Source organism: Pseudochrobactrum sp. sp1633 (assembly GCF_030376605.1).
Lineage (GTDB): Bacteria > Pseudomonadota > Alphaproteobacteria > Rhizobiales > Rhizobiaceae > Pseudochrobactrum.
The window spans coordinates 234,496-259,213 of the sequence record NZ_JARRAE010000005.1 but is presented as its reverse complement, the minus strand read 5'-3'; the positions used below and the strand labels follow the sequence as shown (position 1 = coordinate 259,213).

Annotated in this window: 21 protein-coding genes and 1 riboswitch; of the genes, 13 read left to right on the top strand and 8 right to left on the bottom strand. The window is 53.3% G+C overall.

The window, feature by feature from the left end; genetic code table 11:
• Positions 1-175 precede the first annotated feature (175 nt).
• The 4 genes from P8H26_RS08165 to P8H26_RS08150 all read left to right on the top strand — a co-directional run bounded on the left by P8H26_RS08165 (position 176) and on the right by P8H26_RS08150 (position 5,911).
• Entirely contained in the window at positions 176-2,200 is a 2,025-nt protein-coding gene (locus tag P8H26_RS08165; RefSeq protein WP_289632432.1) for a pseudouridine synthase, read from the top strand.
• Positions 2,200-2,757: a 16S rRNA (guanine(966)-N(2))-methyltransferase RsmD gene (rsmD, locus tag P8H26_RS08160; RefSeq protein ID WP_289632431.1), complete on the top strand. Its 558-nt coding sequence runs from the start codon at positions 2,200-2,202 to the stop codon at positions 2,755-2,757. Before P8H26_RS08165 ends, rsmD begins: the two co-directional genes overlap by 1 nt.
• A 227-nt stretch (positions 2,758-2,984) precedes the next feature.
• A complete protein-coding gene (locus P8H26_RS08155; protein ID WP_289632468.1) occupies positions 2,985-4,550 on the top strand; it encodes a pitrilysin family protein in 1,566 nt (521 codons plus the stop codon).
• A gap of 68 nt (positions 4,551-4,618) precedes the next feature.
• A complete protein-coding gene (locus P8H26_RS08150; protein ID WP_289632467.1) occupies positions 4,619-5,911 on the top strand; it encodes a pitrilysin family protein in 1,293 nt (430 codons plus the stop codon).
• Positions 5,912-5,994: 83 nt separating this feature from the next.
• On the opposite strand, the gene P8H26_RS08145 is transcribed toward P8H26_RS08150, so the two are convergent.
• The gene (locus tag P8H26_RS08145; protein WP_289632430.1) at positions 5,995-7,854 is read right to left on the bottom strand and encodes a monovalent cation:proton antiporter-2 (CPA2) family protein; all 1,860 of its coding nucleotides are present in this window, start codon (positions 7,852-7,854) and stop codon (positions 5,995-5,997) included.
• Between the two features lie 427 nt (positions 7,855-8,281).
• On the opposite strand from P8H26_RS08145, the gene P8H26_RS08140 reads away from it, so the two are divergent.
• The 6 genes from P8H26_RS08140 to lpxK all read left to right on the top strand — a co-directional run bounded on the left by P8H26_RS08140 (position 8,282) and on the right by lpxK (position 14,345).
• Positions 8,282-9,631, top strand: coding sequence for a TldD/PmbA family protein (locus P8H26_RS08140; protein ID WP_289632466.1), 1,350 nt, complete (start codon positions 8,282-8,284; stop codon positions 9,629-9,631).
• A complete protein-coding gene (locus P8H26_RS08135; RefSeq protein WP_289632429.1) occupies positions 9,618-10,487 on the top strand; it encodes a 3'(2'),5'-bisphosphate nucleotidase CysQ in 870 nt (289 codons plus the stop codon). The genes P8H26_RS08140 and P8H26_RS08135 overlap by 14 nt, the downstream gene beginning before the upstream one ends.
• Before the next feature lie 164 nt (positions 10,488-10,651).
• Positions 10,652-10,921, top strand: a complete 270-nt coding sequence (locus P8H26_RS08130) for a DUF4170 domain-containing protein (RefSeq protein WP_022711233.1) — start codon at positions 10,652-10,654, stop codon at positions 10,919-10,921.
• Positions 10,922-10,938: 17 nt separating this feature from the next.
• Complete coding sequence (locus tag P8H26_RS08125) at positions 10,939-11,703, top strand: lysophospholipid acyltransferase family protein (RefSeq protein WP_289632428.1); 765 nt, start codon at positions 10,939-10,941, stop codon at positions 11,701-11,703.
• 231 nt (positions 11,704-11,934) lie between these two features.
• Complete coding sequence (gene waaA / locus P8H26_RS08120) at positions 11,935-13,284, top strand: lipid IV(A) 3-deoxy-D-manno-octulosonic acid transferase (protein WP_289632427.1); 1,350 nt, start codon at positions 11,935-11,937, stop codon at positions 13,282-13,284.
• The gene (gene lpxK, locus P8H26_RS08115; protein ID WP_289632426.1) at positions 13,284-14,345 is read left to right on the top strand and encodes a tetraacyldisaccharide 4'-kinase; all 1,062 of its coding nucleotides are present in this window, start codon (positions 13,284-13,286) and stop codon (positions 14,343-14,345) included. Before waaA ends, lpxK begins: the two co-directional genes overlap by 1 nt.
• On the opposite strand, the gene P8H26_RS08110 is transcribed toward lpxK, so the two are convergent.
• The 4 genes from P8H26_RS08110 to P8H26_RS08095 all read right to left on the bottom strand — a co-directional run bounded on the left by P8H26_RS08110 (position 14,346) and on the right by P8H26_RS08095 (position 17,507).
• Positions 14,346-14,801: a GNAT family N-acetyltransferase gene (locus P8H26_RS08110; protein WP_289632425.1), complete on the bottom strand. Its 456-nt coding sequence runs from the start codon at positions 14,799-14,801 to the stop codon at positions 14,346-14,348. It lies immediately after the preceding gene.
• Between the two features lies 1 nt (position 14,802).
• Positions 14,803-15,039, bottom strand: coding sequence for a DUF2093 domain-containing protein (locus tag P8H26_RS08105; RefSeq protein ID WP_289632424.1), 237 nt, complete (start codon positions 15,037-15,039; stop codon positions 14,803-14,805).
• Positions 15,040-15,174: 135 nt separating this feature from the next.
• Positions 15,175-17,094, bottom strand: a complete 1,920-nt coding sequence (gene mutL / locus P8H26_RS08100; RefSeq protein WP_289632423.1) for a DNA mismatch repair endonuclease MutL — start codon at positions 17,092-17,094, stop codon at positions 15,175-15,177.
• 71 nt (positions 17,095-17,165) lie between these two features.
• The gene (locus P8H26_RS08095; RefSeq protein WP_289632422.1) at positions 17,166-17,507 is read right to left on the bottom strand and encodes a TIGR01244 family sulfur transferase; all 342 of its coding nucleotides are present in this window, start codon (positions 17,505-17,507) and stop codon (positions 17,166-17,168) included.
• A 288-nt stretch (positions 17,508-17,795) separates the two neighbouring features.
• Between P8H26_RS08095 and fdhD the strand changes: the two genes are divergently transcribed.
• On the top strand, positions 17,796-18,659 hold the full coding sequence (gene fdhD / locus P8H26_RS08090) for a formate dehydrogenase accessory sulfurtransferase FdhD (RefSeq protein ID WP_289632421.1): 864 nt from the start codon (positions 17,796-17,798) through the stop codon (positions 18,657-18,659).
• Positions 18,660-18,697: 38 nt separating this feature from the next.
• On the opposite strand, the gene P8H26_RS08085 is transcribed toward fdhD, so the two are convergent.
• Positions 18,698-19,168: a 6,7-dimethyl-8-ribityllumazine synthase gene (locus tag P8H26_RS08085; RefSeq protein WP_289632420.1), complete on the bottom strand. Its 471-nt coding sequence runs from the start codon at positions 19,166-19,168 to the stop codon at positions 18,698-18,700.
• Between the two features lie 83 nt (positions 19,169-19,251).
• A riboswitch (FMN riboswitch) is annotated at positions 19,252-19,405 on the bottom strand.
• 263 nt (positions 19,406-19,668) lie between these two features.
• On the opposite strand from P8H26_RS08085, the gene P8H26_RS08080 reads away from it, so the two are divergent.
• Positions 19,669-20,118, top strand: a complete 450-nt coding sequence (locus tag P8H26_RS08080) for a GNAT family N-acetyltransferase (RefSeq protein WP_289632419.1) — start codon at positions 19,669-19,671, stop codon at positions 20,116-20,118.
• Positions 20,119-20,740: 622 nt separating this feature from the next.
• Positions 20,741-22,141: a DHA2 family efflux MFS transporter permease subunit gene (locus P8H26_RS08075; RefSeq protein ID WP_289632418.1), complete on the top strand. Its 1,401-nt coding sequence runs from the start codon at positions 20,741-20,743 to the stop codon at positions 22,139-22,141.
• A gap of 72 nt (positions 22,142-22,213) precedes the next feature.
• Here the strand turns inward: P8H26_RS08075 and P8H26_RS08070 are convergent, their stop codons facing one another.
• Positions 22,214-22,972 (bottom strand): RlmE family RNA methyltransferase, encoded by a 759-nt coding sequence (locus P8H26_RS08070; protein WP_289632417.1) that lies wholly within the window; start codon positions 22,970-22,972, stop codon positions 22,214-22,216.
• On the bottom strand, positions 22,969-24,573 hold the full coding sequence (locus P8H26_RS08065; protein ID WP_374708259.1) for a Ppx/GppA phosphatase family protein: 1,605 nt from the start codon (positions 24,571-24,573) through the stop codon (positions 22,969-22,971). The genes P8H26_RS08070 and P8H26_RS08065 overlap by 4 nt, the downstream gene beginning before the upstream one ends.
• Positions 24,574-24,718 lie beyond the last annotated feature (145 nt).

Genomic DNA, 24,718 nt, shown 5'->3' with positions numbered 1-24,718 from the left:
GAGCGTAGCTTTAATAAGGTGTGTAGCATAAGAACTGCGCTGCAAGTGTTGTCAGCTTTATCCTAAATTTTGCCGGATCGGAATGGTTTAGCATGGTTTTGAGGCAGAACTTTCCGCATCCTGATTTTCTATTTTTGACGCCGGGCCCTCATACCGGTGAAAGGCTGATATTCTGATGACCCGTGACGATCATGATAATGAACGCGGCAAACGTCCTTTTGTAAAGCGTGACCGCCCGCGTGATGACAGAGGTTCTGACCGCCCGCGCCGTTTCGAAGGTGAATCCCGAGGCGATAAACCCCGTGGTTTTGAATCCCGTGGTGACAAGCCTCGTGGTTTTGAACCCCGTGGCGACAAACCACGCGGTTTTGACATGAGCGGCGCGGATGAGGGTGAACGTATTGCCAAGCGCCTTGCCCGCGTTGGTATTGCCTCGCGTCGTGAAGCGGAAAGCATGATCGCTGCCGGTCGCGTTGCGGTGAATGGCAAAGTGCTGACCAGCCCTGCCGTTAATGTTCTGCGCACCGATAAAATCACTGTTGATAATAAAGTTTTGCAGCAGGCCGAGCGTACCCGTCTGTGGCTCTATCACAAGCCTGCCGGTCTGGTAACAACGAACCGTGATCCTGAAGGCCGCCCGACAGTATTTGATGCGCTGCCGGAAGAATTGCCGCGCGTTCTGTCCGTTGGCCGGCTTGATATTAATACCGAAGGTCTGTTGCTGCTGACCAATGACGGCGGTTTGTCGCGCGTTCTGGAGCTTCCGGCAACCGGCTGGCTGCGCCGTTATCGCGTGCGCGCACATGGTACAGTCACACAGGCACAGCTTGATGAACTGAAGAATGGTATTGCCGTTGACGGCGTGTTCTATGGTTCGGTTGAAGCCACCCTTGAGCGCGAACAGGGCTCGAATGTCTGGCTGAATATCGGTTTGCGCGAAGGCAAAAACCGCGAAGTGAAGAACATTCTCGGCGCGCTTGGTCTGGCCGTTTCCCGTCTGATCCGTGTGTCTTTCGGACCGTTCCAGCTGGGCGATCTGGAAGAAGGTGCGGTACGCGAAATCCGTGGCCGCACGCTGCGTGAGCAGCTTGGTGAAAAACTGGTGGAAGATTCCGGTGCTGATTTTGAAGCGCCGATTTATAATGAATTCTCTAATGAGTCTGTGCAGGGTGAACTTCCGCATCGTATGCAGCGCTTTGATGCCTATGAAGACCGCAGCACTGATACTGAGGGCGAAGGACGCTCCCGTTATAAATCAGACTGGATCTCCAGCAGCGGTGATGCCGGTGGCAAAGGACGCGGTGGCGGCAAAGGCGGCTTCCGTGGCGGTTCGCGTGGTGCACCCCGTGGTGAAGGTGATCGCGGCGCTCCTCGTAGTGAAGGTAGTCGCGGTGCTCCGCGCGGCGAAGATAATCGTGGTGAATTCCGTGGTGCGCCTCGTGGCGGTGAAGATCGCGGTGCTCCGCGTGGTGAGGGACGCAGCGACTTCCGTAGCGCGCCTCGTGATGGTGAGCGTAAACCTTTCCAGCGGGATCGCGATGGCAAAAGCTGGCGTGAAGATGGTCTCTCACGCTTGAGCACATCAGCACCGCGCTCCGGTGGCTTTGACAAGCCACGTGGTGGTCGTTCTGAAAAGGGCGGTGAGGATAAATTTGGTTCGCAGCCGCAGCGTCCGCGCGGCGTTAACGTATGGATGGCACCTGGTGCCAAGGCTTATAATTCAACAACCAAGCCTGTCGCCGGTGAAGACCGCCGCCGTTCGCGCCGTGATGGTGTTGAACGTCCTGCGCGTGAAGACGGTGGCCGTGGCTATCAGGCGCGTCCGGAAAACCGCGACGGCTATAAGCGTCAGGGCTTCCGCCGTGATGAAGAAGGCCGTGATGGCTTTAAACGTGAAGGCTTCCGTTCGGAAAACCGCCGCGACAATGAAGGCGGCGAGCGTCCGGCGCGTGAAGAGCGTCGTTTTTCAGGCGAGCGTTCTTATGACAAGAAGCCTTATGGCGACAGAAAACCATTTGGTGACCGCCCGTCCGGCGACAAGCCTTTCCGTGGCAAGCCAGAGGGCGGACGTGGTGGCAAACCATCGGGCGACCGTTCATTTGGCAAGGGGCCGCATAGCGGCAAGCCATCGGGAAATCGCCCGTCGGGTCCCCGTGGATCCGGCCCGCGCGGATCGGGTCCTCGCGGAGATAAGCGTTAATGCGCATTGTCAGCGGTAAATATCGCGGACGTGCATTGGTAACGCCGGAAAGTTCTGCGATCCGGCCAACCAGTGACCGGACACGAGAAAGCCTGTTTAATATTATTTCGCACAGCTTTCCTGAGAAGCTTGAAAATACACGGGTGCTGGATTTGTTTGCCGGCACCGGTGCGCTCGGACTTGAGGCGCTGTCGCGTGGCTGCCGCTATACGGTTTTCGTTGAGGAATCCGTAGAGGGGCGCGGATTGTTGCGCCAGAATGTTGAGGCATTCGGTCTTCAGGGGCATACAAAAGTGTTTCGCCGCAATGCCGCTCAATTGGGACCGTCAGGCACAATGGGCGAGTTTGATCTGGTTTTTGCAGATCCGCCTTACGGCAAAGGTTTGGGTGAACAGGCTTTTGTTTCGGCGCTTGAAGGCGGCTGGCTGAAACCTGATGCGCTTTTGATTCTGGAAGAAATAGCGGAAGCTGCAATCACATTGGATGATCGCTTCATTCTGCGTGATGAACGGAATTACGGGATCACTACAATAAGATTTTATGAATTAGCTCAATAATCTTATTATTCATAAACAAAATGCCCGCTTTTAGCGGGCATTTTGCGTTTAAAGACAGGGCGCCGAAAACCGGTCTGCGATTATTAAATTATTGTCATTATGACATAATTTTTGATGGAGGTTGCGAATTTGCCGCAATCTCGTTTAATTAAGGTTGTTTTGCAAAACAGGAAGGGACACTTTTCGTGCCATATCTATCCTTTTGCCGGCAACTGGTCAGCACATCCATGCTGGCGCTGATTGTCAGTTCTGCGACTGTGGGCGCATCTTTTGCGCAAGCTGCTAAACCTGCTGAAGCGCAGGTTGCACCGGCTGCTTCTTCTCAAGGCAATCCGGCCAATGATAATCAGCAGGCTGCCATCCCTGAAATTAAAACGCAGAAGGGTGTCAGCAGTTTTCAGCTTGCCAATGGTATGGACGTTGTTGTGATCCCTGATCATCGCGCACCGGTTGTGACGCAGATGGTTTGGTATCGCGTTGGTGCCGCTGATGAGCAGGAAGGTGTTTCCGGTATTGCCCATTTTCTTGAGCATCTGATGTTCAAGGGCACAAAAAACGTTCCGGCCGGTGAGTTTTCTGCCAAAGTTGCAGCCATTGGCGGGCAGGAAAATGCTTTCACCTCGTCCGACTACACGGCCTACTACCAGCAGGTCGCACCGGATGCGCTGGAAATGGTGATGAAATATGAGTCCGACCGGATGATCAATCTGGTTCTGACCGATGAAGTCATCATACCGGAGCGCGATGTTATTCTGGAAGAGCGCCGTATGCGTGTGGACAGCAATCCGGGTGCAATGCTGAGCGAAGAGGTCAGTGCCGCATCGTTCTACAATCATCCTTATCGCCGCCCGATCATCGGCTGGCAGCAGGAAATGGAAAAACTCAGCCTGAAGGACGCGATTGGTTTTTACGAGCGTTACTATACGCCGAATAATGCCATTCTCGTCGTTGCCGGTGATGTGACGCCGGAGCGGGTGCGTGATCTTGCACTCACGACCTACGCCAAGCTGCCGAAGCGCTTCGAGGTTGCCCCGCGCATTCGTCCGCAGGAGCCGGAAAAACACACAGCCCGTACGGTAACATTGCACGATGCGCGTGTGAATCAGCCTTCCTACAATACAACTTGGATTGTGCCGTCCTATGTCAACGCCAAGGCTAAAGGGCGTGAAGGCGACGCCGAAGCCCTTGATTTGCTGGGAGAAATTCTCGGCGGTGGTTTGCGCAGCCGCCTCTATCAGAAGCTAATTGTTGAGCAGGGCATTGCCTCCAGCGCCGGCGCTTATTACGGCGGCGATGCGCTGGATGACGGTACATTCATGCTCTATGGCGCACCGCGCGGCGATGCGACGCTGGAGCAGGTGCAGGCTTCAATCAATGCGGAAGTTGAGCGGCTGATTAAAGACGGCGTGACTGAAACCGAGCTTAATCAGGCACGCAATCGTTTTTTGAAGTCGATGATTTTCGCCCGTGACAGCCAGACCGGTATGGCGCGTATTTATGGTTCTTCACTGGCCGTAGGGCAGAATGTTGATGATGTGCTGGGTTGGCCGGACAAAATCCGTGCTGTCAAACCGGAGCAGATCAGAGATGTTGCTGAGCGTTATCTGAAGCCTTCAATCGCTGTGACAGGCTATTTGCTGCCGCCGGAAACTGCTGAGGAAAAGACTGCAAAACCGGCACAACCGGCTGCACCTGCAGCTGCAGATAAAATGCAAACCGGCGCTGCCGGTGATGCACCGGTTGAGAATGATGTGAACAAGGAATCCGGTAAGAAATCAGAGGTGAAAAAATAATGTCCCATCTTCTTCACTCTGAGGCAGGATTTGAAAACGCACGTCCTGTAAAATCAAAAAGTACACGCATGTTTAAAGCCGCAGCTATTGGCCTGTTTACGCTCCTGACAACGCTGCCAGCCTTTGCGCTGGAAATTCAGGAAGTAACTTCGCCCAAGGGTATTAAAGCATGGCTGGTGGAAGACGGCAATGTACCGCTGATTTCCGTCCGCTTTTCTTTCAAGGGCGGCAGTGTGCAAGACCCTGAAGGCAAAGAGGGGCTCGCCAATCTGATGACCGGCCTGTTCGATGAAGGTGCGGGCGATATGCCGTCCGATGCCTATCAGGAGCGGCTGGATAATATCGGTGCGGAGATGAGCTTCACGGCTAGTCAGGATACGGTTTCCGGTGGCATGCGCATGCTGAAAGAAAACAGTCCGGCTGCTTTTGATATGCTGGCACTGGCCATTCAGAAACCGCGCTTTGATCAGGCCGCGATTGATCGTATCCGTGCACAGATTGTTGCCGGTATTAACGCCTCCAAGAATGATCCGAACACCATTGCCGCACAGAAATTTGCTGAAGTTCTCTATGGCAAGCATCCTTATGCCCGCCGTGAAGAGGGTACAGTTCAGTCGCTTGAGGCAATCACCCGTGATGATCTGCTGCAGTCGCATAAGAAACTGTTCGGTAAAGACAAGCTGAAAATCGGTGTTGTCGGTGCAATCAGTGCCAAAGAACTGGCGCCGCTGCTGGATAATCTGTTTGGTAATCTGGAAGATAAAGCAGATCTGAAACCGGTTGATATGGCCAAACTGGCCTTGGGTGCCACCACATCCGTGACCTATGATCTGCCGCAGACGTCAATCAGCCTGGTTTATCCGGGTGTTAAACGCAGCGATAAGGACTTTTTCTCGGCCTTTTTGATGAATCAGGTTCTCGGCGTCGGCTTTACATCGCGTCTTTATAACGAAGTGCGTGAAAAGCGTGGTCTGGCCTACACCGTCTCTTCAGGTCTGAGCAGTCAGGATTATTCCAACAGCCTGAATATTTCGACCGGAACGCGTCCCGACCGTGCACAACAAAGTCTGGATGTTATCCGCGCCGAGGTTTCACGTATGGCTAAATCCGGCGTGACTGAAGAAGAGCTGGCTTCTGCCAAGAGCTTCGCCATTGGTGCCTATGCGATCAACAATCTGGATTCATCCGTTGCTGTTGCCCGTACGCTGGTTGGCTTGCAGGAGCAGGATCTGGGGCGTGATTATATTGATCGCCGCGCCGATCTCATCAATGCCGTTACGACCAATGATGTGCAGGCCGTTGCAGCAAAACTGCTCAAAGCTGATCCTGCCATTCTCGTGGTTGGCCCCAGCTTGAATTAACCGGCTGCGTTTAAAGCGAAACAAATAAAACGGCGCGGTGAGTCATCACCGCGCCGTTTTTTATATTCCTGAGTTTTGTCTGCTTACTCGGCTACCGGAGACAGGGATGCACCTGCTTCGGGATAAGGCGTGACTGGGGCGATGGTTTCTTCCGTCGCCTTGTCGAGCGGCACTGCCGAGCGGGTTGGCTTGACCAGAGGTTCCGGTGTCACAGGCTTGTTGAACAACAGGTGACGGCCTGCGAGAATACCTTCCGAAGCCTGTACATGCAGGCGGTCTTCATCGCGCTGGCGCACATCATCCGCAATTGTCTGGGCTTCTTCCTCTGGCATGCCAAGCGCTTCCAGCGTTTTACGCCCGAACAGCAGACCGGATTCAAAAGTTTCACGCAACTCGTAATCCACGCCTTTCGCCCGCAATTGCAGCGTATGCTCGCGGTCAAAAGAGCGGACATAAAGTTTTACATCCGGAAATTCTGTCTGAATAAGATCGACAATACGATCCGTGATTTCTTTTTTCTCGGTGCAGATGGCAACCAGCTTTGCCTTGCGGATACCTGCCATTTCCAGCACGTCTTTGCGCTGGCCGTCACCGAAGTAAATGCGGAAACCAAAGCGTCCGGCAGCGCGAATTTTATTGGCCGAATTGTCGATCACTGTCACATCAGAGCCGCCGGCCAGCAGAATTTGCGAGGCAATCTGCCCGTAACGGGAAAAGCCGATCATCAGAACGTCGGAGCCTGCACCTTCAAAGTCTTCTTCCATACCGTCTTCCTGCTTTGATGTAGAGAGCAGACGGTTGCCCAAGGATACGCAAAGCGGAGTCAGAGCCATAGAAATGGTAATGGCGGCAATCAGTTCGGATGCCAATGCATCGGTGATAACAGCTGCGGCACTGGCTGCCGAGAAAAGCACGAAAGCAAACTCACCGCCCTGCGGCAGCAGGAACGCCACTTTGATTGCATCATTATGACTGGTGCGGAAAATACGGCACAGCAGATAGATGATTGTAATTTTGGTGACGATGATGACCGGCACGGAGAGCAGGATCATCACCCAGTTATCGAGAATAACCACCAGATTGAGCGAAAGCCCGACCGCTACAAAAAACAGGCCGAGGAAGATACCGCGGAACGGTTCCACATCGGCTGCCAGCTCATGCCGGTATGATGAATCTGCAAGCAAAACACCGGCGATAAAAGCGCCCATCGCCATAGAAAGACCCGCGGCCTCCATCAGCGTGGCCGAGCCCAGCACCACAAACAGTGCCGCCGCGATCATGACTTCCCGCGCGCCGGTATTGCCGATGATACGAAACATTGGGTTGAGCAGATAGCGACCGGCAATAATCAGAATAATGACCGCGCCGATTGCAGTTGCCACATGGAAATTGGCGGCGGCCTGAGAGCTTTCCCCCGGTGACAAAGCAGGGATCAGCGCCAGAATTGGCACAATCGCCAGATCCTGAAACAACAGAATAGCAAAGGCTTTCTGCCCGTATTTCTGGCTGGTTTCGCCTTTATCTTCCAGAATTTGCATGGCAAATGCAGTGGATGACAGTGCAAAACCGCAACCGATAATGATGGCCGCCGGAACAGGCAGGCCAGCCACATTCACGCCGAGCCATGCAAGCACAATGGCGCAGAGGGCAACCTGTGCCAGACCAAGGCCAAAAATGGCATGACGCATCGACCAAAGCCGCGAGGGCTTGAGATCAAGCCCGATAATGAACAGCAGGAAAACTACGCCCAGCTCTGAAAAATGCAGTAATTGTTCACCGTCGGTGATAAGACGGGCCATCGGCCCTATGAGTATACCGGCTGCCAGATAGCCGAGAACGGTACCCAGCCCCAGCCGTTTAAACAGCGGTGCGGCAATGATCGCTCCACCGAGGATCATCAGGGTTTGCAGATAGAGACTGCCGATGGAAATATTGTTTTCCATAATTAAAACATCACATATTACATTTGTCGGGGCGGGTGCAGGAGCGCTACAGGCAGCAAATCATCCTATGGGAGACTGCGGCAAAGCCCGCAGAACATAGTATGAAACGGAATGATGCAGATAACGGTTTCTTACAGGTGATTATCACGTTTATGATTCCGTAGTATTGAAATATGAAGACATAAACGCATCTGTGATTACTCTGGACCAGAATTAGTTTTGCCGGAAAAAAGTTCAATCTTTCCGGTGCGCATATTTTGCGCAAACCTGCATAAATATAAATTGAGACTTATAAATTTAACACCATATCCGTATATAGAAACCAGTAAGGCAGGCGGGGCTTTTGTTCTGCTGCCTGCAGATCATGTAACACGGAGTATGCAGTTTTCTGCGAAACTCCGGCAGACGATAAACGACAGGAAATATGATGGACGCACAAAGCTCTGCTCAAAAACTAGCGGATCAGGCACGTTTTCTTGTAGCTGCTGCCAAAAAAGCAGGCGCAGATTATGCTGATGCGGTGGTTGTGCGCAGCCGTTCCAGTAATGTCAGTGTGCGTCTGGGCAAAGTTGAAGCCACGGAAGCGTCCGAGAGCGATGATTTCTCGCTGCGGGTTTTTGTAGGGCGGCGCATTGCCAGTATCTCCGCGAATGCCAATAAGGGTGCTGATCCTGTGGCACTGGCGCAGCGCGCGGTGGCAATGGCCAAAGTCTCGCCGGAAGATGCTTATGAAGGGCTGGCCGATCCTGCGCTGCTGGCAAAAAACATTGCCGATCTTGACCTGTTTGACGCAACACAGATTGATGCGCAGCGCATGACTGATGATGCGCTGGCGATGGAAGAGGCCGCACGGGCCGTTGCCGGTGTCACCAATTCCGGCGGAGCAACAGCCTCTGCCGGTATGGGGGGCATGGTGCTAGTTACCTCCGGCGGTTTTGAAGGTTTCTATACCCTCAGCCGTTTTGGCCGCTCGGTCAGTGCTATTGCCGGTGAAGGCACCGGTATGGAGCGTGATTATGATATGCGTGTGCGTCTGCATTTTGCCGATCTGCCGGAACTGGCAGAGCTGGGGCGCAATGCCGGTGAGCGGGCAGTGCGCCGCCTCAATGCGCGTAAGGTTAAAACCGGCACGGTGAATGTGATGTTCGACCCGCGAGTTGCACGCGGCATGGCCGGTCATATTGCCGGAGCAATTAACGGATCATCGGTTGTTCGCAAAACCAGCTTTCTGCGTGATAAAATGGGACAGCAAGTGCTGAATAAAGGCATCAGCATTACCGATGATCCGCTGCGTCTGCGCGGCTCCGCGTCCCGCCCGTTCGATGGTGAGGGCATTGCCGGTGAAAAGCTGACCATGATTGAAAACGGTGTTCTGAAACATTGGTTCTTATCCGGCTCTGTTGCCCGTCAGCTGGAGCTGAAGACCAATGGCCGCGGCGTGCGTTCCGGTTCGACAGTCGTGCCGTCTTCGACCAATCTGGCGATTGAAGCAGGTGAACGCACACCAGAAGAACTGATGAAAGAGCTCGGAACCGGATTTTATGTAACAGAGCTTTTCGGGCAGGGTGTGGATATGATCACGGGTCAATATAGCCGTGGTGCTTCCGGTTTCTGGATTGAAAACGGTGAGCTGTCTTATCCGGTCAGTGAGGTGACAATTGCGTCTAACCTCAAGGATATGTTTCTGAATATGACTGCTGCGAGTGACCTTGACCGCTCTTACGGAACCGCATCGCCAACACTGGTAATTGAAGGGATGACACTTGCCGGAAACTGATCATACAGTTGAGACACAATCGGCTCCTTCAAAGGTGGATATTGATGATCTGCACCTCATCCGCGAGGCCGCGGCTGAGGCAGGTCGTCTTGCATTACATTATTTCGGCAAGAATCCCGAGGTCTGGCTGAAAGGCGGTCAGTCGCCGGTGAGTGAAGCCGATCTGGTTGTCGACCGCTATCTTCAGGAGTTTTTGCTGCATGCACGGCCTGATTATGGCTGGATTTCAGAAGAAACGGCAACCGACCAGCAGCGCACCGGCAGACAGCGGGCTTTTGTTGTCGACCCGATTGACGGAACCCGTGCATTCCTTGCAGGCGATGACCGCTGGTGCGTGAGTATTGCGGTGATTGATCAGGGCAAGCCGCGCTGCGGTGTGCTGGATGTGCCGGTGCGACAGGAAGTGCTGTCAACAGCTCTTGGAATGGGGGCTTTTCAGAATGGCAAACCGGTTACGGCGCATTTGCCGGATGATGGCCGCAGCTATCCTGTAGCCATGTCACGATCACATTTTAATGATCTGCCTGAGGGCTTTCGCAGTAAAACGGCTTTCTCGCCCTATGTGCCGTCGCTTGCCTATCGTATCGCAATGGTTGGCCGGGGAGAGCTGGCCGGAACTTTTGTACGCGGTGGTGCGCATGACTGGGATCTGGCGGCTGCGGATTTGCTGCTCTCGGAGGCCGGTGGCAGACTTTTGACCCTTGAGGGACAAAGGCTTAGCTATGGCGCGGTGCATAACATGACGGCCGGACAAAAACCATTCAGCCATGATGTGCTGGTTGCAGCGGTTGCAGGTTTTGAGGATGAGATGCTGAGCGTTGTGCGGCAGCTATTATCAGATCAGAGCTATTCCTGAATTATACCGGTTATCGCTCTTTAAGAAAATGCGATAAATTAAAGAGTGTGCAGTGAGCGCTCCGGTTGAACTTGAACGTAAACCGCTCTAAAGAGGGCGGCAACAGAGGCAGTGCATCATGGCATGCCTTCCGGTAACATAATCTCAGTGACAGGATTAGAATAATGACCGCATCTGGTGAAAACAAACAACTGCTGCATCTGGTATTCGGCGGTGAGTTGAAGACGCTGAACTCGATGGAATTCCGCGATCTGGACAAGCTGGACATTGTCGGCATCTATCCGAATTATGAAGCTGCAAAAATGGCATGGAAATCCAAGGCTCAGCAGACTGTTGATAATGCGCATATGCGTTATTTCATCGTTCACATGCACCGTCTTCTGGATCCTGCAAGTGCAGTTGCTGAAGCTGTACGCTCTGCTGACAAAGCCTGACGGGCAGCGTTCTGACTGTGACGGATGAAACCCCGCACCGTACCGGATTTGTGAAGCGTTTCTGGCAGCGCATCCGCGGGCCTTTGGCGCGTTCGGAACTGCTGAAAACTGTGCTGGTGAACCTGATCTCAGGTTATCTGAGATTAGTTTATCTGACCAATAAACGGTTGCCGGGTTTCACTGAAACGATTGCATCGCAAAAGGCGCAGGCGCCTTATATCGTCACGTTCTGGCATGGCCAGCATTTGATGGCGCCGTTTGTGCGGGAAAAATCTGTGCCGGTTGTGGCTATGTTTTCCCGCAGCGCTGATGCTGAATTGAATGCACGCGTTGCAGAAAAGCTTGGTCTGCAAACGGTGCGCGGTTCAGGCGGGCGGGCAGACAGCGACAATAGCGGCAAGGGCGGAGCGCGGGCTTTGCTGACCCTCAAGCGGGCGCTTGATCAGGGAACAAGCACCGGCATGATTGCCGATGTTGCCCATAGTCCGGTGCGTGAGGCGGGGCAGGGTATTATCTTGCTGGCAAAGCTGTCCGGGCGTCCGATTCTACCTGTTGCTTACGCTTTTTCCCGCAGCAAAGTTCTTGAAAAGAGCTGGGATAAAACATCTATTCCTTTGCCTTTCGGTCGCTCTGCGGTTGCAACGACTGAGCCGGTTTTTGTGCCTGTTGATGCCGATGAAAATTTACTTGAGGAAAAGCGGCAGGAGCTGACCCGTCAGCTCGATGCTGCCACGGTTGCTGCCTATGCTCAGCTGGGATTGCAGCCGCCTGCTGCCCGATGACAATAAATTGTGATAGCGGCTGGCATTCTTTTATATAATCACCTTGTGACCGGTTTATTCGTGTATAAACTTAAGATAGGCTTGGTTCGCCGGGCATCTTTATGCAAGATTTCAATAGCTTGCGCAGGGGCGCAAATAGTCTTTGTGCCCTTTGTGTTTCCGGTATTTTGTGTTCGTTTTACAGAACAGAACTGCTGTACGGCATAAAACAAGGCCGGTATGGAGATAAGAATGAGTGAAAAATGGGCCCGCACTATTCTTAAAATCTATAAGGCTGCGGGTTGCGCGGCCTATCCGCTGATCGGGCCTTATATCAGTTATCGCGTTTCCAAAGGTAAAGAAGACCGCAACCGTCGCTCCGAGCGTTACGGGCGCAGCCAGATTGCGCGTCCTGACGGGCCGCTGATCTGGATGCATGCCGCGAGCGTTGGCGAATTCACGGCTATATTGCCGCTGGTTGAGCATTTTCTGGCTCAGGATATCCGCATTCTGCTCACAACCGGTACACGCACATCTGCGGGGTTGGTTGCAGAGCGTTTAGGCGACAGAGTGATCCATCAATATGTACCACTCGATCTGCTGCCTGCAGTGCGTCGGTTTCTTGATCACTGGCAGCCGGATGTGGCGATCAAATGTGAGTCTGAAATCTGGCCGATGACTGTGTTGGAACTTGGCAAACGCCACATTCCGCAAATTCTGATCAACGGGCGCATGTCAGACCGTTCCTATGCTAAATGGAAAAAGCGCAGTGCGGTCGCCGAGGCTTTGTTTGAAAACTTTGCGCATGTGGTTGCGCAGTCTGATGCGGATGGTGAGCGTTTTCGCCAGCTTGGCGCCCGTCCGGTGACAATTTCCGGCAATCTCAAAGTGGATACGGAAGCACCGCCCGCTGACCCGCAGGAACTGGAACGGTTGCAGCAGCAAATCGGCAAGCGCAAGGTCTGGGCTGCAATCTCCACCCATGACGGTGAGGAAGAAATTGCCGCCAATGTGCATACAATGCTCAGCACCCGTCATCCGGATTTGCTGACCATGATTGTGCCGCGTCACCCGGATCGCGCCGAGACAATCCGTGCGATGGTTGAGGCTAAAGGACTGGTGGTGGCACAGCGCAGTCGCGGTGAAGAGATTACGCCGGAAGTGTCTGTTTATCTGGGTGATACAATCGGCGAAATGGGGCTCTATCTGCGCCTGTCGCAGATTGCTTTTGTCGGCAAGTCGCTGACCGGAGAGGGCGGGCAGAATCCGCTGGAACCGGCCATGCTCGGAACAGCGGTATTGTCCGGTCGCAATGTGCAGAATTTCCGCGAATCCTATCAGCGCCTGATTAAAAACGGCGGCGCAAAACTTGTCAGTGATCATAATATGCTGGCCGGTGCAGTGAACTTCCTGTTCAATAATCCTGAGAAACTGGAAGCTATGACCGAGGCGGGTAAACGCACGGTCGGAGATATGCGCGGTGCTCTGGAACGCACTTTAACAGCGCTTGAGCCGTTTATTCAGCCTCTGGTGGTTAAGTCCCGCTTGGATACAACGATTGCTGACTTTTCGCCGGAGACGGATATAGCGGAGAGCTCGTAATGAGCGGGCGCAAGACATCCGGTGATGCTTCGTCTTTCTGGTGGCGTGAGCCTGACTGGCGGTCATTTTTACTGTCGCCGCTGGCTGCAATTTATGGCTCCGTTGCCAGGCGCCGGATGATCGAGACGGAACCACCGCAGATTGCTATACCCGTTTTATGTATCGGTAATTTCACTGTCGGCGGCGCAGGCAAAACGCCGACCTGTATTGCCTTTGCGCAAGCTGCCAAGGCGGAAGGGTTCAAGCCCGGCATTGTCTCACGCGGTTATGGCGGTTCTTTCAAGGGTGTTCATCTGGTTGATCCGGATAAAGACACTGCGCAACTGACCGGAGATGAACCGCTGTTGCTGGCAAGACATGCGATGGTGGCCGTTTCAGCAAACCGGCTTGCGGGCGCGCAACGGCTGAAAAAACAGGGCTGTGATTTTATCATCATGGATGATGGTTTTCAGAGCGCACGCCTGTTCTATGATTATGCACTGGTAGTGGTGGATGCTGCGCGCGGGATCGGCAATGGCAAGATCATTCCTGCTGGGCCGTTGCGTGCGCCTTTGATGGCGCAGATGCAGCAGGCATCGGCTTTGCTGCGGATCACGCCGAACCATCTGAAGGGTGAAGATGCATCAGAAGCGGTTATTCGTATGGCTGCGCGTGCGAACAAGCCCTTCTTTGATACGCGACTGGTGTCGGTGGCCGAGCAGCCCGCAGAGGGCAAAAAGTTTCTCGCTTTTGCCGGTATCGGCAACCCGCAGAAATTCTATGACAGCGTGAGCGAATTGGGCGGAGAGGTGGTTATCAGCCGCTCATTCGGCGATCATTATAATTATAAGCCGGAAGATATCCGCGAGCTTCTGACAGAAGCACAGGACGCCAATCTTGTACTGGCAACAACGGCAAAAGACTATGTGCGGCTGCGCGGCTTACAATCTGCGGACAAAGGTGACTGGCTGCGCGATATTGCTGTTTTTGATGTGCGGCTTGATTTTGGCCGTGAGAAAATTTTGCAGCGTATTATCAAAACAACACGTCAAAACTTTCTCGAACGCAGGCTTGATCTCTAATCAGAGCGCTATGCGATAAATATTGAGGTCATCAATATTCTCTTCAATCAGCACCCAGCCGCGCGCAGCATAATAATCATGCTTGTTAGCTTCTGCACAGAGATAGACTTCTGAGAAGTTGAGATCGCGGGCTTGTTGTGTTGCAGCTTTCAGCAAGGCAGCGCCGATACCATGTGAGCGTTGCGGTTCATCAACCCAGAGTGCGGCAACCCAAGGCGTATATTGCGGGCGGGCTTCCATATCGCTGTCGATCAGCGACACAGTACCGAGAAACGCACTGCCATCATGGGCAATGAGGGCAGCAGGTATAGTCTCTGCCGTGAGACTTTCTTCAAACAGGCCTTTGATAAAATCCAGCTCATGGCCGTCCTGCCGCCACCATGCATTCCACACACTATCAGCCGCATCATCCAGAAAATGCGGCCGGGTTTTGAGGTCTGATATTTCGTATGTCATTTTAGCTCTTGCTGCGCTGGCGCAGTTCAGGGTTCGCTTCCAACTCGCGCTGATAGGAAATGAGGCCGTTTACATAGGCTTCCTGACGGGCAACGCTCCAGTAGCGCAGATCATCCAGCTCGATCTTTTCGCCGGTAACCGCGCAGATCACATAGGAGCCCGGTTCAAGAACCTGATAGTCGCCGTCGAGATAACGCAATTTGGCTTCGCCGTTGCGATTGCTGGAAAACATATTCATCATTCTTTCCTGTAAACCTTACTAGAGCATAATTCCTTAAACTTGGATCAGTTTAAGGTAAAATTATGCTCTACTTTTAAAATGTTAGAGCGACCTTTGTGTGCCCAACGGGTGCCCGGCGCTTTAAAGGTCTCTTTACCTGCGTCCGAACAGACGTTCAATATCGCTGAGTTTTAATTCTATATAGGTTGGACGCCCGTGATTACAGGTGCCGGAACCCGGTGTGGCTTCCATCTGGCGCAGCAGGGCGTTCATTTCCTCGCCCTTCATACGACGACCGGAGCGCACGGAACCATGACAGGCCATCGTGGCAGCCACATGGTTGAGCATGTCTTTCAACCCGTTGGCGGTGTCATGTTCGGCAATCTCGTCAGCCAGATCGCGGATCAGCTGCTGCACATCCATTTCGCCGAGCATGGCAGGGGTTTCGCGCACTGCCACGGCACCGGGGCCGAACTGCTCCACACTCAGACCAAAACGCTCCAGCGTTGGCGCATGGGCAACAACACGTTCCGCATCTTCTTCCGGCAGATCAACAATCTCAGGGATCAGCAGCATCTGCGCGGCCATCGGTTTGGATTCCAGAGCGGTTTTCAGCGCTTCGTAAACCAGACGTTCATGGGCGGCATGCTGATCCACAATCACCAGACTGTCTTCGGTCTGGGACACAATATAATTGGCATGGATTTGTGCCCGTGCAGCACCGAGCGGCGTACGCAGCAATTCTGCCGGTGCTTCAATCTCAGCGGCGCGACTGTCGGCACTTGGCGCAGTAAATTGCGAAATCGTAGCCTGTAGAGCCTCACCGAAACCAGCCTGTTCAAAGCGCTGCGCTGGCTGCGTATCGAGATGCAGCGGGCGCTGTGCCGGATGGGCGGTCTGTGGTGACCATTCCTGACGCGGCGGTTCAGGACGGTAACTCGTGGCAGACTGCCAGCTACGAGCAGGGGATGATGTAAAGGAGCCGGACGATCGTTCAGACGTTTCAAAACCTTGCGCCTGAAAAGCTTTCAGCATGGCCTCTGCACCGCTGGTTGCAGGGCGGATACCCGATTGCGCTAAGGCATGGCGGATGGTGCCGACAATCAGCCCGCGCACCAGTCCCGGATCACGGAAGCGCACATCAGCCTTGGCGGGATGCACGTTGACATCGACATAGGCCGGATCAAGCTGGAGAAATAACACGCCGACCGGATGACGGTCACGGGCGATCACATCGGAATAAGCGCCGCGCAGTGCGCCAAACACCTGTTTATCGCGCACCGGACGCCCGTTAATATAGGCGAACTGGTGCAGGGAGTTAGCGCGGTTAAACGATGGAATAGCCGTAAAGCCGGTGAGGCGCACGCCTTCGCGCTCGCTGTCGAGTGCCAGTGCATTTTCGGAAAAATCTGCGCCAAGCACTTGCGAAATGCGCTCGAGCATCGCCGCTTCGCTCACCGTTTCGCCTGCCGTGCAGGTTGCGGGCAGTTCAAGCGGGCTGCGATCGGTTCCGGCAATGGAAAAACGAACTTGCGGGAAGGAAATCGCAATGCGCTTCACCACTTCCGTAATGGCGGTGGATTCGGCACGGTCGGTTTTCATAAATTTCAGGCGGGCAGGGGTCGCATAAAACAGATCGCTGACTTCAACAATTGTCCCGCGATTGATAGCGGTGGGGCGCGGGCCTTCCAGATGGCCGCCACGCACGACCACCTCATAGCCGGAATCTGCCTCTGCGGTGCGGGATTTGATACTCAGACGTGCAACGGAGCCAATGGATGGCAGCGCTTCGCCACGAAAGCCGAGCGCGCGGATATCATGCACATCATCGGTCAGCTTGGAGGTGCAGTGACGCGAGACTGCGAGTGTGAGCTCATCAGCCGGAATGCCGCCGCCATTATCAGTCACGCGGATCAGATTTTTACCGCCGCCTGCGGTTACAATTTCAATGCGTGTGGCACCGGCGTCAATCGCATTTTCGACCAGCTCTTTCACCACGCTGGCAGGGCGTTCAATCACCTCACCGGCAGCAATCTGGTTGATAATGGTTTCGCTCAGGAGCCTGATAGACATAGAATGATCCGCTGCGTTTTGTAGAAATTAGATGATGTGCGGAGCGTTCCGCACATCATCATTGAGCTTAATCAGCGCTGTTTCTGCTGCTGAACAATGCCGTAAAGATTGGTGCAGCGGGTGCCTGAACGGCAATAAGCCAGAATTGGCGTCGGTGCATTTTCCAGAGCTACAGTCATCTCGTCCAGATTTTCCTGCGTGATTTGGCCACCGGCCACAGGGATGAAATAGGTTTGCAGACCGGCGGCTGTTGCTGCCTGTGCAACCGCATCATAGAGCGGCTGGCCATCAGATTCATGATCCGGACTGTTGCAAATCAGGGTTTTGAAGCCCTGTGCCACAACACCGGCAATATCTTCCGGTGATAACTGGCCGGTTACAGCAAAATTTTCATCAATCAGACGAATGTCCATAAGTCAGAACCTCACTTAAGCATGTTCAGCTCAAATGGGTTCATTTGAGCTTCCGCGAATATGCGTCAACTAAAAAACAGAGCGAGCGTAGTGGTTACGATTAAACGCGACACGCTCTAGTGGATTTGTTTTCAGAATATACCATCGTGATGTGCTTACCACCCCGAAAGCGCTTATTGCCTGTTGAAACTCCCGCGTAATGGCGGAAATTATCATCCGTTTAAGCGCTGGTATATGCTTTCAATAAAAGCATATAGTTATGGCGTCAGAGGGTTGAAAGGGAAAACTATGGATAAAACCTGCGGACTTGAGAGAGAGGGCGCGGATATTCCGCCAGCTACATCTGAGGTCAGTAATATTATCCGTCGTCAGGGCGTGCTGAAAGCCTCGCAGCGGCAGGTGGCAGAGGAGCTTCCGGTCGCTTTTTCCTATGGCGGCACCACCCATGCGGTGATGATGGCCAGCCCGCAGGATATTGAGGATTTTGCTGTTGGTTTCAGCCTCTGCGAAGGCATTATTGCGAAAGCTGTGGAAATTGAAGCAATGGATATCCAGAGCTTCCCCGCCGGTATTGATGTGCAGATGCAACTATCTGATCTGAAGCGCGATGCACTGACTGCCCGCCGCCGTCATATGGCGGGGCCGGTCGGTTGCGGATTGTGCGGTATTGAATCGATCGGGCAAGCCGTGCGGGAATTTCCTCCGGTAGCAGACAGTGATTTCACATTGCGCTCTGAGCAGATTGTGCAGGCGGCTGAACAGATGTGGGATTTGCAGGTTTTACATCGGGCGACCGGTGCGGTTCATGCCGCTGGGTTTTATCAGGCGCATCAGACTGGTGGCGAAATATTGGCCGTGCGCGAAGATGTCGGGCGGCATAATGCTCTGGACAAGTTGGCGGGCTTTTTGTTGCGCGGTGAGGGCAAGGCTGAAAATGCCGATCTGGCGCGTGGCGTTGTGGTTGTAACCAGCCGTGTTTCACTGGAAATGGTGCAGAAAACAGCGGCGATCCGCTCGCCGGTGATTATGGCGATTTCCGCACCGACGGCTCTGGCTATCTGCACTGCAGACGCATTGAATATTACACTTGTGGCGCTGGTGCGCGGTGCGGAATTTGATGTTTATACGCATCCGCACCGTATTTTGGATTAAAAAAAACGGCCTGCCGAAACAGGCCGTCTCATTCAGTTTCAGGCTTCGATTTTGCTGTAAGTGTTCAAAATCTGCACGGTTGCATGGGCTGCTTCACGGCCTTTGACCACAAAATGTGCATGAAAAAAATCATGATGCTCTTTGCTGTCATGGTAGTGATGCGGGGTCAGCACCACACTTAAGACAGGCACATCAGTATCCATCTGTGCCTGCATCAGACCTTTGATCACCGCATCGGATACGAAATCGTGGCGATAAATGCCGCCGTCGACAACAAAGCCCGCTGCAACAACTGCAGCATATTTGCCGGTACCAGCCAATGTGCGGGCGAGAAGCGGGGCTTCAAATACGCCAGGAACGTCAAAGACTTCGACTTCAATGCCGTTGTCAGTCAGTTTGGCCAGCTCTTCAATATAGGATTTGCGTGCTTCATCCACGATATCGGCGTGCCAGCGCGCCTGAATGAATGCAACTTTGAGGGAAGATGGGTTGGTCAGGCTCTGGTTCATAGTTTCATCTCTTGATACTAGAATCAGGGCGCAAATTCACAAATAGACAGTTCACCCGCAGAGCGAGCGCTGTTTAACCGTGTCTTTGCTCTCTTTCATCCGGACTATACCGTCGGCTCCGGCATCGCACCGGATCTGCTGACTCTGAACAAATCGCTTTATTCAGACGCTCGCGGGCTCAAAGAGTTTCCTCTTCATACCGCCGGTGGGGAATCGCACCCCGCCCCGAGAACAACATCGCGCATTATTACGCGACGCATGTCTCATACAGACAGTTGGTGGCTAAGTCGAGTAGACAATGCGTTTCTGTTTTACGGTACAATCTTGCTTCACCTTTGTGCTGATGATAGTGAGAAACAGTCCAATCAGGAGATTTATGCGCAGCAACTCATAGCAAGTGTTTCCCCGACGGCCTTTTCATAAATGGCTGAGGGTTGAGCTGCGCCTTTTGCAGCCCGTTGCAGGGCGCGTATACTATCTATCAATGGACAAAATTTATCATGATACAAATACGAAATGAAATCCGCCCGATCCGCGATGAGGATACGGAAACTCTGGTCACTATCTGGCTGGAGGCCTCGCGCTTTGCGCACGGGTTTTTGGGAGAAGAGCGCCTGCAATTGCAGTCTGAACAGGTGCGCGACATCTACCTGAAGCAGGCAGAAAACTGGGTAATCTTAGAAGACGGAAGGCCTGCCGGATTCATCGGCCTTCTGGATCAGTTTATTGGCGGGCTTTTTATCGATCCGCAAATTCATGGCAAGGGGCTAGGCCGGCAATTGCTGGATCACAGCTTGCAGCTGAAAAAGTCGCTGGAGCTGGAAGTCTACGCACTGAATACGCAGGCGCATAGTATTTATCTGCGCAATCAGTTCATTGAAACTGCCCGCCAACCGACGGACGCCGAAGGCTTACCTTTCGCAGTTATTCATATGCGTCGGGATTTGTAAGTACGAAAAAGGCCTGCCGGGAGATGTTCCGGCATGCCTGATTAAATATCAAACGGCATCAACATGCCTGTTTGCAGCTGTGAGCATCCGCTCAATCGCGGATATCACCATGAGGCTCTTTTCAGAGCTGATTACGGCAGGAAATCCAGCCCGATCACACTAATAGCAATTGCTGTATTTAGCGTGATGATCATCATGGTATAGATTATTGCGCTTTTGGTGATCTCAGTCATCTCACACCTCTACGCATCGGCCCCTTATCGATGCTCTGCTGGTTTCTAACTTCTCACCAAATGTAACAGCGTGAAATGCCCCGCGCAACCCGAAAGCACTTTTTTCTGCCGTTCCGGCAATGTCAATTACGGTTTGAGCCTTGTTTTCCGGCCTTTGCAGGTGAGGTCGAGCTGGGCGTTCAATTGTAACGCGCTCATCACAATCCATTGTTTTTTAAGTTGAAATTAATCACGATCACACACGATTTATTGCCAGCGTTTAATTTTGTGACAGTGTATTTTTGCCCGTCAAAAAACTTTGCCGGTCTGGTCAATTCTGCGTGTAATCCGGTCTGACTGGTTTATATACTAACTCTCATGAAGCTTATCTGACATTCAGGATTCGTATTGTGAATCGCATTATTCCGCTGGTTTTGGCCGTCGCGCTCTTTATGGAGCAGATGGATTCGAATGTGATTTCGACCTCTCTGGCAGCCATTGCTGCCGATATCGGCACCAGCCCGATTGCGCTGAAACTGGCGCTCACATCCTATCTCGTATCATTGGCAGTGTTTATTCCGGTCAGCGGCTGGATGGCTGACCGTTATGGTGCCCGCAATGTGTTTCGTGCCGCGATTGCGGTTTTTGTGATCGGTTCGGTGGCCTGTGCCGCGTCTAATTCTTTGCTGAGCTTTGTGGGTGCACGTTTTCTGCAAGGGATGGGCGGGGCGATGATGACACCCGTTGGTCGCCTTGTGCTGCTGCGCTCAACGCCGCGTAATCAGCTGGTGAATGCGATGGCATGGCTCGCTATTCCGAGCATGGTAGGGCCTTTGGTCGGGCCGCCGGTCGGCGGGTTTATTACTACCTATTTCAGTTGGCACTGGATATTCCTGATCAATGTGCCGATTGGCTTGGCGGGTATCTGGTTTGCAACCAAATATCTGCCGGTGCTGGATGTGCCAATGCCGCGCAAGCTGGATATTACCGGTTTTGTGCTGTCTGGGCTGGCCATGTCCGGTGTGGTGTTCGGGCTCTCTGTGGTCAGTCTTCCGGCATTGCCGCCTGCGGTGGGTATCATCACGCTTGGGGTCGGTCTGCTGTCGACGGCTTTGTATATCCGTCATGCAAAGCGCGTAGAGAACCCGCTGCTTGATCTATCCCTGTTTCAGAATGATGTATTCCGTATTTCTGTCGTCGGCGGCAGCCTGTTTCGGTTAGGGATCGGCGCTATTCCGTTTTTGCTGCCGCTGATGTTGCAGCTCGGTTTTGGAATGGATCCGTTTCAATCGGGGATGATTACTTTTGTTTCGGCAATCGGCGCATTGCTGATGAAATTCGGGGCAACGCGGGTTTTCTCCCGCTTTGGCTTTCGCCGGTTGCTGATGTTCGGCTCTCTCGCATCTGCATGTTTCATAATCCTGAACGGGTTTTTCACGCCGCAAACACCGATGACGCTGATCCTGATTGCCTTGCTGTTTGGCGGCTTTCTGCGCTCTATGTTCTTTACCGGTGTCAACGCTCTTGGCTTTGCAGAAATTCCTGATGACAAAACCAGTCAGGCAACGCCGATCTCTGCGGTTGCCCAGCAGGTCTCAATTGCGATGGGCGTGGCACTTGCCGGTGTGATACTGGAACTGAGCACGATTATTCGTGGTTCTGTGCTGCAATTGCAGGATTTTCATATCGCGTTTTATATTGTCGGCGCTATTTCAGCTCTGGCTTTCTTCTCTTTTATAAAGCTGAAGCCGGAAGCAGGGCAGGAGCTCTATGAGAAGAAATTCGCGCCAAGAGTAAAAAAGATACATTGAGTATCGGGTATGCGATTAAATAAAAAAAGCGCGGTTAAACCGCGCTTTTTTGTTGAATAGAATGAAGCAAATTTATTCTTCGCTGTCATCTTCTTTACGGCCTTTGAAATCACGGGCGAGCAGATAAAGCTCAACGGATTCAGCGCGCGATGCAGGCGGCTTAACGTGATGCACAGAGCGGAAGTTCTGTTTCAGCATGGTCAGCAGATCATTCTCTGTGCCGCCCTGAAAGGTTTTGGTGAGAAAGTGACCGCCCGGTTTCAGAACCGAAACGGCAAAATGCGCAGCCACTTCACACAAATGCGCGGTGCGCAGATGGTCGGTACGGCGATGACCGGTCGTTGGTGCCGCCATATCTGAAATCACCAGATCCGGCGCATCGCCAAGCGCCGTCATAATGGCATTCGGCGCTTCATCATCCAGAAAGTCCATTTTCAGCAGTGCAACACCCGGTAACGGATCAACGTCGAGATAATCGATGCCGACAACATGCGGCTGCTCATCATTGGAGCCGACGATCTTCGCTGCAATCTGGCTCCAGCCACCAGGGGCGGCGCCGAGATCGATAATCTTCTGGCCTTTTTTCAGAATATTATAACGATCATTGATCTCAATCAGCTTATAGGCCGCACGGGAACGATAGCCGTCCGCCTTGGACTGCTGCACATAAGGATCGTTCAGATGACGCTCCAGCCAGCGGCGTGATGTTTCTTTGATCGTGCCGGCTTTTTTCTTAACGCGCACATGCAATCCGCGTGTACCCGCACCGCCGCGTCCGCCGGTAGTGTTGCCGAATTTTGATTTACCGGATTTGCTTCCAGAACCGCTCATAGTGACTGCCTGCTCTTTGTCTGACTGTCCCTGCCGGAACCGTTCTTAATATAAGTTTCTTTTGCCTGATGAGGGCGGCGGTGGCGCCATGCGCCGTCGCGGGACATCAATTCAGTGAGGATACCTTCACGCAAACCGCGATCGGCAACCAGCAATCTTTCACTCGGCCAAATCTGGCGGATTGCATCGAGAATAGCACAACCGGCCAGTACCAGATCAGCACGGTCAGCGCCGATGCACGGATTAGCTACACGGGTTTTGAAATCCCACGACAGCAGTTTGGCTGTCATATCGGTCACGTCCTGCGAGCCCATCCACATGCCATCCACGCGGCGGCGGTCGTAACGGTCGAGACCGAGATGAATACCAGCCAGAGTGGTCACGGTGCCGGATGTGCCAAGCAGATGGAAATGTGTGCTTTGTGCCAGCTCGCCGAGTTTGTGACGTTCGCTGAAATCATTCAGCATATTTGCCACATAGGCAACCATTTCAGCATAATTGTCCGGCGTTACATCACGGCCGCCGAATTTTTCAGCCAAAGTTACCACGCCCACAGGGAGGGATGTCCATGCGGTAATATGCTCTGCAAGTCGCGAGGAACGGCGGCAGGTCACATCAATCAGTGCAATTTCTGAAGAACCGCCGCCAATATCAAACAGCACGAGCGCATCGGTTTCGCGATTGACCAGAGTGCCGCAACCGGAAACCGCAAGGCTTGCCTCGGTCTGTCGGTCAACAATTTCCAGCTCAAGTCCTGCTTCTTCACGAACACGCTGCAAAAATTCAGGGCCATTACTGGCCGAGCGGCAGGCTTCCGTGGCAATCAGACGTCTGCGACGGATATTTTTGCTCTCAAGCTTATCGCGGCAGATTTTCAGTGCTTCAATAGCACGGCTCATGGCCTGATCGCTCAGACGGCCGCTGGTTCCGAAGCCTTCACCAAGACGCACAATACGCGAGAAGGAGTCGACAACGCGAAACTGTCCGGGTCTGCTCGGCGTTGCAATCAGCAGGCGGCAATTATTGGTGCCAAGATCAAGCGCTGCATAAAGCGGCGGCTCATAGGCGCGCGGCTGCGCGGCCTGCGCATTGATCTGCGGGCGCTGCTTGCTCTGATCAGCGGTGTCGGGTTTTTGGGCGCCGTTCTTATGTGCATTTTTGGCAGATGCATGAGCATTGTGCGTCTGCTTTGCATTCTGGTTTGTCATCGCTGACTGAGCTGCAACAGACGCTGTCTGCTTCGCCGGTAATACGCTGTCCGTTTGAGATTTTTTACGACGGGATCGTCTGCGGCGGTTTGAAAGTTTTTTCCCGCCCTTCTGATCATCATTCTTTGCGGTGTTGTCTGCACGCAGAGACTTGTCGCCGGATGGTTTGTTCGAGCCCGAAGAAGCACCCGCCGCGCCAAGGTTTGCTCCTTGTGCAGTCGATTGTACACTCTCCGCAGCAGAATTTTTGCCGTGCTTGCGCCTGCGGGCGCGTTTGCGCTGCTTTTTGTCGAAGCGTCCAGATTCATCTGCCACAGGCTTTGGTGACGATGATCCGACAGGAGAACGGTTCTGCCGTTGTCCTGAATTCGGCGGTTCGGTGGAATCTTTTATTCCTGCCTTGCCACCAGACGCCCCGTTGATAGACACCCTTTGGGTGTGCAGATCGGGGTTCTTCAAAGTTTTTGTCCTTTTGGCACCGCGCGAACCCGTAAGGGACGCAGGCATGGTGCAGACTATTTCAAGTTGCCCTTAATGT